The organism is Chryseobacterium sp. GVT01B, from assembly GCF_019970045.1.
GTDB lineage: Bacteria > Bacteroidota > Bacteroidia > Flavobacteriales > Weeksellaceae > Chryseobacterium.
Window position 1 is genome coordinate 49,966 of sequence record NZ_JAHXYI010000001.1, and the last position, 15,746, is coordinate 65,711.

At 35.6% G+C, this 15,746-nt stretch carries 15 protein-coding genes; 5 read left to right on the top strand and 10 right to left on the bottom strand.

Annotated features, from left to right (window positions below; all coding sequences use genetic code 11):
* Positions 1-31: 31 nt before the first annotated feature.
* The 4 genes from ftsZ (at position 32) to LC457_RS00210 (ending at position 4,977) form a co-directional block, all read left to right on the top strand.
* Positions 32-1,942 (top strand): cell division protein FtsZ, encoded by a 1,911-nt coding sequence (gene ftsZ, locus LC457_RS00195; RefSeq protein WP_223598106.1) that lies wholly within the window; start codon positions 32-34, stop codon positions 1,940-1,942.
* 100 nt (positions 1,943-2,042) lie between these two features.
* Entirely contained in the window at positions 2,043-2,489 is a 447-nt protein-coding gene (locus LC457_RS00200) for a GatB/YqeY domain-containing protein (RefSeq protein ID WP_223598107.1), read from the top strand.
* Positions 2,490-2,946: 457 nt separating this feature from the next.
* Complete coding sequence (locus LC457_RS00205; protein ID WP_034693910.1) at positions 2,947-3,357, top strand: BrxA/BrxB family bacilliredoxin; 411 nt, start codon at positions 2,947-2,949, stop codon at positions 3,355-3,357.
* Positions 3,358-3,462: 105 nt separating this feature from the next.
* A complete protein-coding gene (locus LC457_RS00210; RefSeq protein WP_223598108.1) occupies positions 3,463-4,977 on the top strand; it encodes a GH3 auxin-responsive promoter family protein in 1,515 nt (504 codons plus the stop codon).
* A 68-nt stretch (positions 4,978-5,045) separates the two neighbouring features.
* Here LC457_RS00210 and LC457_RS00215 read toward each other — a convergent pair whose 3' ends face one another.
* The 10 genes from LC457_RS00215 to LC457_RS00260 form a co-directional block, all read right to left on the bottom strand.
* Positions 5,046-5,489, bottom strand: a complete 444-nt coding sequence (locus LC457_RS00215) for a hypothetical protein (RefSeq protein WP_223598109.1) — start codon at positions 5,487-5,489, stop codon at positions 5,046-5,048.
* A 28-nt stretch (positions 5,490-5,517) separates the two neighbouring features.
* A complete protein-coding gene (locus LC457_RS00220) occupies positions 5,518-5,829 on the bottom strand; it encodes a hypothetical protein (RefSeq protein WP_223598110.1) in 312 nt (103 codons plus the stop codon).
* A 4-nt stretch (positions 5,830-5,833) separates the two neighbouring features.
* Positions 5,834-6,805 carry an endonuclease/exonuclease/phosphatase family protein gene (locus LC457_RS00225; protein ID WP_223598111.1) on the bottom strand — a complete coding sequence of 324 codons (972 nt, stop codon included), beginning with the start codon at positions 6,803-6,805 and terminating at the stop codon, positions 5,834-5,836.
* Positions 6,806-6,878: 73 nt separating this feature from the next.
* Complete coding sequence (locus LC457_RS00230) at positions 6,879-7,868, bottom strand: endonuclease/exonuclease/phosphatase family protein (protein ID WP_223598112.1); 990 nt, start codon at positions 7,866-7,868, stop codon at positions 6,879-6,881.
* 9 nt (positions 7,869-7,877) lie between these two features.
* Positions 7,878-8,606 (bottom strand): rhomboid family intramembrane serine protease, encoded by a 729-nt coding sequence (locus LC457_RS00235; protein ID WP_223598113.1) that lies wholly within the window; start codon positions 8,604-8,606, stop codon positions 7,878-7,880.
* A gap of 6 nt (positions 8,607-8,612) precedes the next feature.
* On the bottom strand, positions 8,613-10,403 hold the full coding sequence (gene mutL, locus LC457_RS00240) for a DNA mismatch repair endonuclease MutL (protein WP_223598114.1): 1,791 nt from the start codon (positions 10,401-10,403) through the stop codon (positions 8,613-8,615).
* A 314-nt stretch (positions 10,404-10,717) separates the two neighbouring features.
* Positions 10,718-11,545, bottom strand: a complete 828-nt coding sequence (locus LC457_RS00245) for a YoaK family protein (protein ID WP_223598115.1) — start codon at positions 11,543-11,545, stop codon at positions 10,718-10,720.
* Between the two features lie 27 nt (positions 11,546-11,572).
* Complete coding sequence (locus tag LC457_RS00250) at positions 11,573-12,067, bottom strand: hypothetical protein (RefSeq protein ID WP_142717527.1); 495 nt, start codon at positions 12,065-12,067, stop codon at positions 11,573-11,575.
* Between the two features lie 233 nt (positions 12,068-12,300).
* Complete coding sequence (locus tag LC457_RS00255; protein WP_223598116.1) at positions 12,301-13,713, bottom strand: HAMP domain-containing sensor histidine kinase; 1,413 nt, start codon at positions 13,711-13,713, stop codon at positions 12,301-12,303.
* 3 nt (positions 13,714-13,716) lie between these two features.
* Positions 13,717-14,424, bottom strand: coding sequence for a response regulator transcription factor (locus LC457_RS00260; protein ID WP_149834323.1), 708 nt, complete (start codon positions 14,422-14,424; stop codon positions 13,717-13,719).
* A gap of 192 nt (positions 14,425-14,616) precedes the next feature.
* Between LC457_RS00260 and LC457_RS00265 the strand changes: the two genes are divergently transcribed.
* Positions 14,617-15,186 (top strand): helix-turn-helix domain-containing protein, encoded by a 570-nt coding sequence (locus LC457_RS00265; protein ID WP_120232272.1) that lies wholly within the window; start codon positions 14,617-14,619, stop codon positions 15,184-15,186.
* Positions 15,187-15,746 lie beyond the last annotated feature (560 nt).

Sequence of the window (15,746 nt, forward strand, 5' to 3'; positions counted from 1 at the left end):
GATATCAATTATAATTATTAAAAGTATAGTTATGGAAAATATAGGTACACAAGGATTTTCATTTGATTTGCCAAAAGGAAATTCATCCATCATAAAAGTAATCGGTGTAGGGGGCGGTGGAAACAACGCTCTGAAGCACATGTACGAGAAAGGAATTCACGGAGTAGATTTCGTGATTTGTAATACAGATGCTCAAACCTTAGATAATAACCCGGTTGCTAATAAAGTTCAATTAGGAACCACAATCACAGAAGGTCTTGGAGCAGGTGCAGACCCTGAGGTTGGAGAGAAATCTGCAATCGAAAGTATTGAAGATATTAAAGCTGCTATGGGACAAAACACCAAAATGGTGTTTATCACTGCCGGAATGGGTGGTGGTACCGGTACCGGAGCCGCTCCTGTCATTGCTAAAGTAGCAAAAGACATGGGAATTCTAACGGTAGGTATTGTTACTGTGCCTTTCAGTTTTGAAGGTAAAAGAAGACTGGATCAGGCTGAAAATGGTCTTGATAAACTAAAAAATAATGTTGATTCATTAATTGTAATCAACAATGATAAACTGAGACAGCAGTTCGGAAACCTTGGATTCAAGCAGGGATTCTCAAAAGCCGATGAAGTTTTAGCCAATGCTGCTAAAGGAATGGCAGAAGTTATTACAGGTTACTTTGATGTAAACATTGACTTTAGAGATGCTAAATCTGTACTTCAGAATTCAGGTACCGCTTTGATGTCTACAGGAACTGCTTCAGGTGAAAATAAAGCCGAAGAAGCGGTAAGAAAAGCTCTTGATTCTCCGTTATTGAATGATAATAAGATTACAGGTGCCAAAAACGTTCTGTTATTGATCAGAAGTGGTGCTGAAGAAGTAACCATGGATGAGATTGGTATCATCATGGACCACATTCAGAAAGAAGCTGGAAACACAGCAGATATTATCTTCGGGGTGGGAGCTGATGAAGAATTAGGAGATGCAGTAAGCGTTCTTGTTATTGCAACAGGATTCTCTAACGAGAACAAGAAATTTGCAGGACCTACAGAGAAAATCAGAATCAGTCTTAATGACAGCTTTGACGCTCCTAAAAACTCTCCTTTCAAAACAAGAGAGGAAAGAGAGTCTGCACCTGATACAACGTATGATTCAAGCAGAGCCAATCATTTCAGATTAGATGATGAAGACCACAGCACACAGTTCAAGGTGACATCTATTGAAAAAAAAATGATTCTTGAAGAAGAACCGGTGAAACCCGAAATTAAATTCTCTGATAAAGAGGAAGATATTAATACTCCCGAACAGGCTTGGAAAAACGAAGAAGAAGTTGAGCAGGAATACAGTTTATTTTCTATTGACGAAGAGAATGAAGATCCAAATGATCTGGAAATTCAGTCTTTCTCATTTGATTTCGAAAATAAAAAAGATGAGCCACAGTCTGGAAGTACTTTCAACAGCTCTTTTGCAGAAGAAAAACCTGTTGAATTCAGTTTCTTTGTAAACGAACCTGTCAGAAATGAGCCTAATACCGATTTCGGACAGCCAAAAGCAGAGTTTAACAACCCAAGCAATGCTGCTGTAGCAGAACCGGCTCAGAAGATTGAAACCTTCTACCAGAAACAGGAAGAACCAAAAGCTGAAACAAGAACTTCTTTTGAGAACAAAACAGAAATTGAAACTCCGAAAACTGAAGAATCAGAATTCACTTTTGTGAATAAAACGATTGACCAGGACAGAGTGATTGAAAGAAGAAATAAATTGAAAGAATTCAATTCCCGCTACCAAAGCTTTGACAGCACGAGTGAATTTGAATCTATTCCTGCTTTCAAAAGAAAAAATATTTCGATTGACGGAACCAATGCTTCAGATCAGAACATCAACACGTATCTGTCTGATAACAATGGCTCTATGCAGATCAGAGAAAACAGATTTTTAAATAAAGACGTAGATTAAAACAAGCGTATTAATGTATTGATGTAAAATGTATTAATGATTTTACATATCGATTCATCTATACATTAATACTTTTTACGTTAGTACAAATAAAAATAACATGAGTTTAGAAAATATAATAAGCGAAGCTATAAAAACAGCCATGAGAGAAAAAGACAGAATAGCTCTGGACTCTCTTCGTGCTGTAAAATCTCAGATTCTTCTTTTACAGACAGAAGCAAGAGGTGCTGAAGTTTCTGCAGAGCAGGAAATTGCTATTCTTCAGAGAATGATCAAGCAGCGTAAAGATTCTTTTGAGCAGTTTTCCGCTCAGGGAAGACAGGATCTTGCAGAAGTAGAAGAAGCTCAGATGAAAGTAATTGAGAAGTTTTTACCTAAACAACTTTCTGCTGAAGAACTTGAAACAGAAATTAAAAATATTATTTCTGAAACCGGAGCCGAATCTATCAAAGATTTAGGGAAGGTAATGGGAGCAGCATCAAAAGCATTAGCCGGAAAATCAGACGGAAAAAGTATTTCCGAGATGGCCAAAAAGCTGCTGTCTTAGTTGAAAGCTAACCGTTGATGGCATATCCATAACCCTTCAACTTATTTTCTATCAACTATTTATATTAGGATATACAACCTTTGCATATCGATTTGATTAAAGAAGCCCGGAACTTTTCAGTTCCGGGCTTCACTTTCTTTTGGATATTAAAGTTTGTTAATCAGTTTTGATTCTAAACTGCAAAAAGAATTAAGATACTACCATATTTCATAGCGTATTTAAGTGATTGATTGCTTGAGGGAAAGCCTTAAATGTTTTTTTCATGGTCGTTTGTTTTTCAGAATCATTTCAAAATTAATAATAATTTTCCATTATTCCTAGTCTTAATTCACATTTTTTTGAATATTATTACAATATTAATATTTGATTAATTTTATATGACTAATCGATTGATAGTTTTTATATATTGAACAAACGCAAAGAAATGCGTAACTTTGTACAGATAAAAACAAAATATATGTACCCAACAGATTTAGTAATGCCTATGAAGGCAGAGCTTACAGATAAAGGTTTCCAGGACTTAACAACTCCAACTCAGGTAGAAGATGCCTTGAAGCAGTCCGGAACTACATTATTGGTTATTAACTCCGTATGTGGTTGTGCTGCAGGTGCTGCAAGACCAGGAGTTGTATACTCTTTGACTGGAGATAAGAAACCTGATCATTTAACAACTGTATTTGCAGGATTTGATACTGAGGCTGTAACAGAGGCAAGAAAACACCTTGCTCCATTCCCTCCAAGTTCTCCATGTGTAGCACTTTTCAAAGATGGTGAATTGGTTCACATGCTGGAAAGACACCACATCGAAGGGAACCCTGCGGGAGCTATCGCAGCAAACCTTCAGGCTGCATATGATGAATATTGCTAAGAAACAATAATCTAAATATCAAACCGTTACATATTTTGTAACGGTTTTTTTATTTAATCCTGTAAAAAATTCTCAGAAAATTCAAATATCATTATATTTGTTGGAATGGCAACCAAAGCACTTTTCAATACCGTAGTTAACTGGTTCATCCGTCAAAGGATAGATCAGATACAGAATTTCATGGACCATCCCATTGAGACTCAGAAAGGTATACTCTTTTCTCAGTTGTTTCATGCTGAAGATACGGAATACGGTAAATTATACGGATTCAACTCTATATCAAGTTATCAGGATTTTAAAAACAAAGTTCCGATCGTTACCTACGAAGAAATGGAACCTTATATTGAAAAAGCAAGACAGGGACAAAAGGATGTAAGCTGGCCCGGGCTCATTAAACATTTTGCCAAATCATCGGGGACTACCAATGCCAAGAGTAAATTCATCCCTATTTCTGCAGAGAGCCTTGAATACTGTCATATGAAGGCAGGAAAGGACATGGTATCCATTTACGCCAATAACCATCCCGAAAACCAGCTTTTTAATTATAAAAATTTACGTTTAGGAGGAAGTTCTGAATTGTATGCTGACTTTAACACAAAATTTGGCGATTTATCCGCTATTTTAATTGATAATCTTCCGTTTTGGGTAGAAATTACCACCACTCCAAGCAAAAAGGTCTCTTTGATGGGAGAATGGGAAAGCAAACTGAAAGCAATTACCTCTGAAGTAAAAAATGAAGATGTGGGAAGTATCCTTGGGGTACCAAGCTGGATGATGGTTCTTCTTCAAAAAGTATTAAAGGAAACCAATATCGGAAGTATTTCAGAACTATGGCCGAATCTGGAGGTGTTTTTTCACGGTGGAATCAGTTTCAAGCCCTACAGGGAGCAATTCAGGCAGATCATCGGAAAAAACATCAATTACTACGAAATTTACAATGCTTCTGAAGGCTTCTTCGGGATACAGGACAGATCAGACAGTGACGAAATGCTGCTGATGCTGGATTACGGTATATTTTACGAATTCATTCCTATGGATCAGTTCCATTTTTCGAATCCAAAAGTGGTAAGCCTGGAAGATGTGGAAGTAGGAAAAAATTATGCAATGGTTATCACAACCAACGGCGGCTTGTGGAGATATCTGATTGGTGATACTGTTGTCTTTACATCAACAAACCCATTCAGAATTAAAATAACAGGAAGAACCAAACATTATATCAATGCTTTTGGTGAAGAGCTGATGATTACCAATGTAGAATCTGCTCTTTCAAAAGCCTGTGAAGTTACAGGAGCACAAATCACGGATTTCACAGGAGCTCCTGTCTTTATGAAAGGAAACGAAGGAGGTGCACACGAATGGATTTTTGAATTCAGTCAGCATCCGGATGATCTGGATAACTTTATTGATGCTTTTGATAAGCATTTAAAGACTATTAATTCTGATTATGAAGCGAAGAGATACAACAATATGACCCTTAAAAGGCCTATCGTACACATCGCGAAAACCAATCTTTTCTATCACTGGCTGGAAGCTAAAGGAAAACTTGGCGGACAAAATAAAGTGCCAAGATTAAGCAACGACAGAGAATATATTGAACCTTTGCTGGAAATGAATAAATAAAGACTTAGAATATCCTTTCTAGTCAATTAATAAAAAAGCCGTAACTCAATTAGAATTACGGCTTTTTTTTATTTACTTAAATCTTCTTTCATTTTTTTCGCAGCTTCCTCTACTTTTGAAGCTCCTTTTTTGGCAACTTCTTTAGCATCCTGTCCTACTTCCTTAGCTCCGGTTTTAATATCTTTACCTACTTTATTGGCTTCGGTTTTGATATCCTGTCCGGCTTTGTGAAGATCCTGCTTCGTCTTATCGGCTGTTGCATCAATTTTATCTTTAGCCTTTTGAGCTGCATCATCAATCTTATTTCCAGCGGCATCTACTTTTGCTTTAACATCTTCTTTTGCATTGTTGATTTTTGCAGTATCAACAGTGTTTGGCGTTTCTGTAACGGTGGTAGTAGTTGTAGTAACTGACCCATCAGCGTTTTCTACCTGTTCTGTTTTTGTTGTTGATTTTGTACATGCTACAGTGAATACTGAGATCACTATTGCGGCAAGAATTTGTTTTTTCATATTATATATTTTTTTAATGATATTGGCATTATTGTGTTTTAGAGTCTGGAGTTGAAGGTGTTTCTGCAGGTTTCTGTTTCTTTTCTGCGTCTGCTTTTAGCTTATTCTCTTCTTCCTGAAGTTTTTTAGCCTGTTTTACAGAATCCAGATATTGAGGAGAAGACATTCTTATCTTGCGGGCAATATCTACTGAAACAGCACCTGTGGAAAAGGAATCAACAGCAACAGTATCATAATTCATCTTAACTTCCTGCTCAGCAGCAAATCCCGGAGTTTCTTTCTTGGAACATGCAGTGAAAAGGATTGTGAAAATAAAAATCGCAGACAGTATATTTTTCATGGAACTAATTTAGCAGAAATTCTGCAATTACAGGATAGTGATCCGATAATTTCACAGACTGGTCTACTTTATAGCTTAAAGGAATAATGGATTTTGAACTGAAAATATAATCAATTCTCAAAGGCACTTTATAGTCATGAAAACTGCTTGCACTTCCCTTTCCCGCCACCAAAAAGGCATCCTGAAGGTCTTTTCCAAGATTATAATATTCATAAGAATTGGGTACAGAATTAAAATCTCCGGCTAAAATAACAGGGTAAGGCGATAAATCTACCATTTTTCTGATTCTTTTCACCTGATCTTCATGAGCCTGAAATGTAGGGGTCATATGCGAAAGCAGTTGAGAAACGTTTCCAAAACCTAAGCCGTCAAGCTTCGTAAACATAGACTTATTAAGTCTGAAAGGTTCAAGATAAACATTAATAATTCTGATTACTTTTCCATTAATATCTATATCAGCATAAAATGAATTTCCTCTTGCTTTCTCATCAATCAGTTCTGCCTGTCTTACAATTTTATGTTTTGTTTTAAGAATAACTGACGGGTATTTTATAAGGTCTCTTTTTATAGCGCGGTTGGTATCTTTTTCCTGTACAAGAATAATATCTGCATCCTGTTCTTTAATGTAATTTTTCACTTTATCCCAACCGTATTCTCCATATTTCACATTAAATGTCAATACTTTAATATCCCGAATTGTTTTCCCATTTTCCGTTTTTGGAGAAAAGTTGATCCATCGTCTGATTGGGTTATAGAAAATAAGTGTACCTAATGCAAATGCGATTGCTATTTTTTGTTTCTTAAAAATCCAGATCAGTGTAAGAATTATATGCGCCAGTATCAGATAGGGAAAACCAAGTGAGAGAAGATTAAGATTGCCCAAAAGGTTAGGCGGAATCCATGCATTCCCTAATGTGCTTAACAGCAACACAGCAATAACGATATGTATAAATAGTAATATCTGATTCGACTTCATGAAAAAACGGTCTTGGTACGGTTTTCTTTCAACAAAAATCCTACCAAGCAGACAATTTTAACTCTTTTTATGATTATTTATTCTCCGCGGAAAATTTCACGATGACAGGATAATGATCTGAAATACTTATAGAACGGTCAACTTCGTAAGATATTGCCTCTAATGATTTTGAAGAAAAGACATAGTCGATTCTGATTGGAAATTTATAATCGTGAAAACTTGTCGCACTGCCCTTTCCAGACGTTAAAAATGCATCTTCAAGCCCATCTGATAAATGGTAATATTCGTAAGAATTGGGGACAGAATTAAAGTCTCCGGCAAGGATGACCGGATAAGGTGAATTTTCAATTACTTTATGAATTAAACTAACCTGTTCCTGATGTTTTTTAAAGGTGGGAATGAGCCTTTTAACAACATCTTTTATTTTTTGTTCGTTGGTGTCGGTATTTCCGTTAAGTTTCACCATATCTTTTTCGAACCGGAAAGGATTAAGATAAACATCAATGAATCTATATATCCTACCGTTAATTTCTATGTCAACCTGTAATCCAGGAATTCTTACATTTTCATCTTGCGGATCTATGATCTGCTGCTTAATGATTTTATGCTTTGTTAAAATCGTTAACCCGCCTCCGGGATTTGCTTTCTGATATCCCTCAAACTGATAATCTTTACCAGCATCTTCTTGTAAAAAAAGAACATCTGCATTCTGAGACTTCAGATAAGGAGCAATCTCTTTGTTTCCTCTGCCACCAGCTCTGGTATTGAAAGAAACTACTTTTATTTCAGAATTTCCTTTTTTATCAGAGTAGTTAACCCAATGTTTTACAGGATTAATAAAAGCAAGACCTGCAAACATAAATACAAACGCTCTTTTTTTCCAGCTTAAAACCCAGAAAATTGTCAGAATAATATAAAGGATCATAAGCACTGGAAAGCCTAAAGAAAGCAGGTTAAACCACGGAAAAACCTTCGGTGGAACATATGCATTCAATAATGTGCCCAGCAGTAAAAATAGAATCCCAAGATGCAGAACGAATAGTATGAGTCGGAAAATCTTCACAATATTATTTTAATTGAAACGGTACAAATGTTTTTTCCAGTTGAGTGCCAATAGCCAACCTACTAAAGCTCCACCTACGTGAGCAAGGTGAGCTATGCCGCCTCCATTGCCGGAAAGCCCGAGATATACGGAAACAACAACAATAATAGGCAACAGATATTTTACTTTAATCGGAACCGGAATAAACATGATTCCAATTTTAGAATCAGGATATAACGTTGCAAATGCCGCCACGACACCGAAAATAGCACCGGAAGCACCTACCATAGGCGTGGCTACAATACCTTTGAAACTTTCCAGTAATTCTTTTTGCTTAAGAATGGAATCTGTATTCCCAGCAAACTCAACACTGGCACCAGACAAATATGCATTTACATTAAATCCAAGCTGCTCCAGCTCACGCGAAAGCTGCTGAACTTCAACAAAATTCCACAAATTAAAAAGGAAAAATGCTCCTAAACCACTAGCAAAATATAAAATCAGATACTTTTTGTCTCCTAATGTCTGCTCCAGAATGGGCCCAAAACTAAAAAGAGTCATCATATTAAATAAAATATGCATGATACTTCCGTGCATGAACATATGGGTAATAACCTGCCATGAATGGAAAAAAGGTGAGAACGGATAAAAGCCCGCGAGATAATCAATCATCTGATTACCCATAAAATAAGTAACAATAAATACTATAACATTGATAATAATAATATTTCTTGTAATCGGCGGTATATTGTTAAACATAATTTTTTAAAATTTGTTTTTAAAATCATTAAACGGAACTTCGTAATAGCATCTTTTTCCATCCGGTAAAAATTCCGGGAAGCCTAATGCTGTAAAGTCTTTAATAAGCTGTTCCGCATCTTTTTTATAAATAAAGTCGAATCTTGACTTCGACTGCATTTTGTTCCATTGATTATGGTAATACTGCAAAAATTCTTCTTCTGTCTTGTATTCCAGGATCTCAAAAAGGTTTTCCAGGAATTGCATTGCCTGGGTTTCTTTCAGTCCTTCAGGAAGAGAATCTATTCGAAGTACACTTTCATGAGCAATTTTCATGTCAAACCCTAATTCCGGAAGATATTTTTTGAACGAATTGTATTTTGCCTTCTCAATTTCATTCATATGGTATTCCAGAGAGAAAAGAAGAGCGTGGCTGTTTGTGTTTGATTTTCTGGTAGATTTATTTCCTTCAGAAACCAATAACCTGTGCATTCTTCCGAGATCCAGCATCAATGTCACATCTCCTTTATTGAAAAGCCAGTAGCCGTTCGGAAGCCTCATCAGGTCTTCATCAAAATCTTCATCTTCAAATAAATTGATCTTTGAAGGCTCAGCAGTAATATTCTGATGATACATTTCCGTAAGGTTCTGAATTTCTTCCGGATGTACCACATTTTTTTCTTCAAGGAACGGGTTATAATCTTTATCTACGATAATTTCCGGCATCTTTACAAAGCCACTTCCACCACCGTTTCCTTTGCTTGGAATGGGTTTATTCATCATTTCATCCAATTCCGGATCTCTGTCGAAATCAAGGCTTGGAGAAACATTATAAATTCCTAAAGATCTTTTGATGGTTGAGCGCAGTAAAGCAAAAATAAGATGTTCATCTTCAAACTTTACCTCGGTTTTCTGTGGATGAATATTCACATCAATTTTCTCCGGATCAAGCTCCAGAAAAAGAAAAAATGAAGGTACATATCCCGGCTGAAGCAATCCTTCAAAGGCTTCCTGTACCGCTTTATTGAAGTATGGGCTTCTGAAATACCTTCCGTTCACAAAAAGAAATTGCTCTCCTCTTGCTTTCTTGGCTCCTTCAGGCTTGGCAACAAACCCATGAAGCTTACACCAGATAATATCTTCTTTAATAGGAATCAAAAGCGGCTGAAGTTTTCTTCCAAAAACATCTACAATACGCTGCATCTGACTTCCTTTTCTCAACCTGAAAACAGCTTCATCATCATGGAAGAGGGAAAATTCCAGATTCTCATGAGCTAGTGCAACACGCTGAAATTCATCAATTACGTGTCTGAATTCAATATTATTGTTTTTTAAAAACTTCCTTCTTGCAGGAACGTTATAGAAAAGATTTTTTACTAAAAAGTTTGATCCGTCTGCTGTCTGAACCGGGTCCTGAAACTGGAAAACTCCTCCTTCAATATAAATGTTGGTACCGATAGATGTGTCTTTCTGTTTCGTTCTGAGCTCCACCTGAGAAACTGCTGCAATAGATGCCAGCGCTTCACCACGGAAACCTTTTGTAGCGATCTTAAAGATATCTTCAGTTCCTTTGATTTTGGAGGTGGCATGTCTTTCAAATGCCATACGGGCATCTGTTTCGGACATTCCTTTTCCGTCATCTACCACCTGAATAAGGTTTTTACCGGCATCTCTGATGATCAGTTCAATTTTCGTTGCATCTGCATCAATAGCATTTTCCAAAAGTTCTTTCACGATGGATGCAGGCCGCTGCACCACCTCTCCCGCTGCAATTTGGTTGGCTACATGATCCGGTAAAAGCTGAATAATATCTGACATAAAACGTAAATCAACTTACAAAAATAGTCAATGGAAACGGGAATTAAAATACCAAAACTGTGATTTAATATTTAATTATCAACATTTTTGCCTGTTTATCCCCAATCAATTTTTTTAATGTTTGTAATGAAGGGCGTTAGCAAGTTAATTGCTTCAATCCGAAAATTTTCATTCCAGCGGCCATGAAAAACAGGACAAAAACAAAACATTCAGAGATATTTAAGTTAATTTTTAAGAAAAATGCCCCTATTCTATAATAAAATAAGGGCACTTACAGCTAGTTTATACAAAAAATTAATAGTGTGTTTTATATTTTAATCCTCAAAGACAAGCTTTCTTTTCTTCTCTCTTTTAGGAATTCCATGGATTTTATCATACAGGTAAGCAAAAAGATTCGGCTTTTTATAAATCCTGCTGTATCTGTACTTTGTATTGAAATGACGGATATGGATTTTATAGGCATCATACCCGATTACGATCAACAAACATATACTGATCACATAGAACACCCTGAATTCCAGATAGTAATAGGTCATTCCTGAGAATACAGCTCCCATTACATAAGCAAGCATAATACTCATCAGAAGTTTTGCTCTGCCAATCAGCTCTCCGTTTTTTCTGTATTTTTTCTGTGTAAACATAGACACCAGAATTCCTAAGTCGGTGGTTGTCCCGGTAAGGTGGGTTGTTTTCACAGAGAAGTTGGAAATACTTGCGGTAAGACCGTTTTGCAGTCCGGTAGCGAAAAGCATCAATGCTACTAAATATTCTGTTTCTTCTAATGTTTTCTGGTAATAAAACTGCCCATATACTCCTACAAACAGAAGACATATGATTTCCAGCACAATGGGCATAGAATGGGCAAAATATTTACTTTTCTTATTAAAGTTGATTACAATAAAGTTAGACAGGAAGCTTCCGAAGAAGAATAAAAAGATCCATCCGCCTACCACAGCTACCTGTGTCCAGTTTCCTTTACTTATTTCTGCAGCTAAAATAGCGTAGTGTCCCGTTACATTCGATGTAAAAGAAAGAAATATCAATAGGGAAGCAATGTTTATAGTACCCGCCGTGAAGGCAGTCAGCGTCCCCAACCTGATATTGTCTCCCAGTGTCCTGCTGTTACTATAATTTCTTAACATTTTTTTATTTTTTAAATTTGTGTTTATTTAGACCTCTACAAAGATCTCTGCCAGTCTTCCTCTTTCCGGAAGTCTCTCTCTTACTTCAACGGTAATTTCATGGGATTGCAGCTCTTTGCATTTTTTGATGTAAGGAATCAGATCAAACTTGCCCTTTCCTTTACTTTTGATAGATGGAGAATAATATGCCTCTTCAATATTTTCTGCTTTTACATATTGATTGAATGTTCTTTGGAAACTTCCCGTAAAGACATCACAGATGATTTTATTAACCAGATGAGGATATTTATTACTGATAATTCCAAAAGCATCACAGAATTCTGCAGGTCTGATTTTATTGAAAACAGATGTTTTGGTAGTGAATAAAAGGTCTCTGATAGAATCTCCGGCATCATATCCGGAAGTCAGGAGGATATTATATTGGTTCTGATCTTCTGATGCATCTTTCTCCTTAAGTACTTTTTTCAATATGTTCAATGACTCAAGAGAGTAATCTGTCGCAATTAAAATTGTTTTAGCCATGTTCTTTATTATTTTGTATTGTGTTTATCTTTTTTGATGATACAAAACTAGAACGACCAAATTAGAAGATCTTTGGAATGGAATTAAAATGTGATTAAAGAGATTAAAATGAGATTAGAAAATTGTTAAGTGGACTTAATATAGGAAAAAATTAAAATCAAAAAAAGGAGACAAACATCTGTTTTTCAGAATAAAACAAATTAAAAATGAGTAAAAAACTAGAATAGAGATTCTTACTTGTTTATTTCTTCCCCTTTCTGCATACTATAGAAATTCGGGAACTTCATCTGTACGGTTGTTCCGTGATTCTCATGTGAACTTACAATCAGTTCGCCATGATGCATTCTTACGATATTTCTGGCCAACGGAAGTCCTATTCCGTAGCCTTCATAGTTGTTCGTATTAGAGGCTCTGAAGAATGGGTCGTAGATTTTGTTCATTTCTACTTCCGGAATTCCGATTCCATTATCTTTTACAATAATATACACATCTGTATTGGTGGCTCCGAGAGAAACTTTAACCTGCTGAAAATTAGAATACTTACATCCATTACTGATGATATTAGCCACTGCAAGATGTAATAACTGTTCGTTCCCCTGAACTTTTAGTTTTTTAGGATTATCGGGAAGCATACTGATATCAAGATAGATATTGTTTCGGGAATCAATTCTCCTAAGTGTTTCAATAACGTCCCAAAGAAGCTGATCAATTCTTACCTTATCCATTTTCTGGATCTTTCCGTCGAATCCGGTTTGGGCAATCATTAATAATGCTTTAATCTTTTTATCCAGTTTTTCGGCTTCGTCCAGAATAATTCCCAGAGTTTCTTTGTATTCATCGGCAGTTCTGCTGATGGAAAGGGCAACATCGGCTTCTCCCATGATGGATGTAAGAGGGGTTCTCAATTCGTGAGAAACATTTCCGATCAGGTGATTCTGGGTTTCAAACGAGGTCTCAATACGGTTGAGCATATCATTGAAGGTATCCACCAATTCATTCAGTTCCTTATTATCAGGCTGTGATTCCAGTCTTAAATGAAGATTTTCAGAACTGATTTCCTTTACTTTTCCTGTAATTTTTAAGATGGGTCTGAATAAGGTCTTGGACAGATAAAAAGAGAAGATCATACTAAAGAATAATGAAAGTACGATACACGTAATCAGTGTTCTTTTTAAAAATCCGAGATAATAAACCACATAATGGTTTTTGGCAGAAGCGATTGCGATATAATCTTTATCATCATACCTGAAACTCTGTCCTATATAATAGAATTCTTCATCATTATAATTGGACTCTCCTTCTTTAATGATATTTTTAAAGAAATAAGCAGGAATATGAACTTCCTGAGATATTTTTTTGAAATTGGAATCGGAAGGGACGGCAAAAACATAATCTTTTTCCATCGGAAGCTCTTCATCATTCAAACTGTTGAGAACATAATTTTCCGGAAGGTCGAGATGGTCTTTGCTTTTCTCAATCTGAACTATGGTAGCTGTCCTGATTTTCAGGAGTTCATAAAACCTCTGATGTGAAAAATTAACGATAGAAAAGTACACCAAACCACTGAACAACAATATGATGGCTGTAAAAACCAACATTAAAAGCACCATCGTTTTGGTCTGATTTGTAATGACTTTATTAAACATCTATTATGTTTTTTTCAACACATATCCCATTCCTATCACGGTATGAATCAACTTATTATCATCCTGGCTATCCAGTTTTTTCCTTAAATAATTGACATATACATCTACCACATTGGTTCCCAGCTCATAGTTTACTCCCCAGACTGCATCCAGAATTTCTGCTCTGGAAATTACTTTTTCAGGATTATTCAGGAAATACAACAGGAGTTTATATTCTGTGGAAGTAAGAGAAATGTCTTCTCCCGCACGGGTTACTTTCTTTGTATAATCATTCACCATCAGATCCGAAAACTGAAAAACATGTTCATTATCCGGCTCCGGTTCAGTGATTTCCTGCGGACCATTGTTGTTACTTCTTCTTAGCAAAGACTTCACACGGGCAACCAGCTCAATAAATTTGAAAGGTTTCACCAGATAATCATCTCCTCCGCTTTCCAGTCCGAGAACAATATTTTCAGAAGTTCCCAATGCCGTTAAAAACAAAATCGGAACACTCTGATTCGTTTTTCTTATTTCTTTACATACATCCAGACCATTCATTTCCGGAAGCATAATGTCTAAAATTACCAGATCAAAATCGTTAGCCTGCACCAACTGTACTCCTGTACGCCCGTCAAAAGCTACAGAAATTTCATATCCATTTTCCTGAAGTCCCTTTTTAATGAAAGATACTACACTGGTTTCGTCTTCGATAAGAATAATTTTTTTCATAAATGAAATAAGGAGTTTTACAAAAATAGGGAAATTTTCCTGGGGAGAAAAAGTGAAGAATCTCAGAGGATCAAGTAGCAAATAATAATTTTCAATGAATTGATTCCCTCCTGTACCTAAACTCTATAGAATAATATTACCTTTGTTTGAATATAATGATGAAAAAATAATTCAGGTTAAATTGCATAGCGTATGAACGACTTTTTAATAGGTATCGGCAAGAGATTAAAGGATATTAGAAAAAAGAATAATTTAACCATTAATGAACTGGCTTTCAAAGCAAATGTAAGCAATGGTCTTGTTTCCAGGATTGAAAATGGGAGAACGATTCCTTCACTTCCTGTTTTATTAGATCTGATTCAATCTCTTGAGATTGATGCCAGTTATTTTTTTGAAGGGGTTGAGAAAAAATCCAATGCCAAATTCATTTATGTTCCAAAAGAAAGCCAGCAAGTCATCGAAAAAGAAGTAGAAGCTGAAGGATTCAAGTATATGCACATCTTCAGCAAAAGTCTTCATTCTTTGGGTTTTGAAGCTGTACTCCTAACTCTAGAACCTAATTCTAAAAGAGAGAAGGTTATTACAGATGCCTGGGAATTCAAATACATTTTGAAAGGAGAAGTGAAATATGTGATTGATAATGAAGAAGTCATCTTAAAAGAGGGTGATTCTTTATATTTCAACGGAAAATTTCCTCACGTTCCGGTAAGTATTAGTGATGAAAGCTGTGTGATGCTTGTTCTTTACTTTTATACTGCTTAAATACATCTTTTTTAACAGATCATTTTTATTATTTTCGCTTTTGTCATTCTGACGAAGGAAGAATCTCTTTCATTACATTTCATTTCATTCAGAATGACAATCCTGAGAAAGATTCTTTCTAAGCGCATGCATATGATAAGCTTCATCAGCAACAACGTCGCAAACTTTACATGCTTATAATATGACATTATAGTAAGTAGTTTTTGCGTTTAAATAATAGTCACTTTATACATTACTATTCAATTTTGGGTTTCTATCCTAATATAAAAGTTTACAAATATGCAACTTTTGTTTTTACATTTCCTTCTAGGATGAACGAAATATTAACTAAAACACATCTATTTTCAGCAGATTTTTATTCCTTTTATTTTTAGGGAATATTTACGAAAAGTGTTGAAATAGTGTATTTAAAACTTATTCCGGCCTATTTTCAAAGGTCAACTCCAATGCGTTTTCAAGTAAAATAGCTGTAACAAATAGTCGTTATTTGTTAAACAATACTTAACACGAAATATTTATATATATTAAAATTATTAGCGTGATTTGCATAAAAAATTTAA

Excerpts from the sequence above, each read along its gene's own strand:
- ftsZ (WP_223598106.1), top strand. The coding sequence starts at position 32 with ATGGAAAATATAGGTACACAAGGATTTTCATTTGATTTGCCAAAAGGA.
- LC457_RS00200 (WP_223598107.1), top strand. The coding sequence starts at position 2,043 with ATGAGTTTAGAAAATATAATAAGCGAAGCTATAAAAACAGCCATGAGA.
- LC457_RS00205 (WP_034693910.1), top strand. The coding sequence starts at position 2,947 with ATGTACCCAACAGATTTAGTAATGCCTATGAAGGCAGAGCTTACAGAT.
- LC457_RS00210 (WP_223598108.1), top strand. The coding sequence starts at position 3,463 with ATGGCAACCAAAGCACTTTTCAATACCGTAGTTAACTGGTTCATCCGT.
- LC457_RS00215 (WP_223598109.1), bottom strand. The coding sequence starts at position 5,489 with ATGAAAAAACAAATTCTTGCCGCAATAGTGATCTCAGTATTCACTGTA.
- LC457_RS00220 (WP_223598110.1), bottom strand. The coding sequence starts at position 5,829 with ATGAAAAATATACTGTCTGCGATTTTTATTTTCACAATCCTTTTCACT.
- LC457_RS00225 (WP_223598111.1), bottom strand. The coding sequence starts at position 6,805 with ATGAAGTCGAATCAGATATTACTATTTATACATATCGTTATTGCTGTG.
- LC457_RS00235 (WP_223598113.1), bottom strand. The coding sequence starts at position 8,606 with ATGTTTAACAATATACCGCCGATTACAAGAAATATTATTATTATCAAT.
- mutL (WP_223598114.1), bottom strand. The coding sequence starts at position 10,403 with ATGTCAGATATTATTCAGCTTTTACCGGATCATGTAGCCAACCAAATT.
- LC457_RS00245 (WP_223598115.1), bottom strand. The coding sequence starts at position 11,545 with ATGTTAAGAAATTATAGTAACAGCAGGACACTGGGAGACAATATCAGG.
- LC457_RS00250 (WP_142717527.1), bottom strand. The coding sequence starts at position 12,067 with ATGGCTAAAACAATTTTAATTGCGACAGATTACTCTCTTGAGTCATTG.
- LC457_RS00255 (WP_223598116.1), bottom strand. The coding sequence starts at position 13,713 with ATGTTTAATAAAGTCATTACAAATCAGACCAAAACGATGGTGCTTTTA.
- LC457_RS00260 (WP_149834323.1), bottom strand. The coding sequence starts at position 14,424 with ATGAAAAAAATTATTCTTATCGAAGACGAAACCAGTGTAGTATCTTTC.
- LC457_RS00265 (WP_120232272.1), top strand. The coding sequence starts at position 14,617 with ATGAACGACTTTTTAATAGGTATCGGCAAGAGATTAAAGGATATTAGA.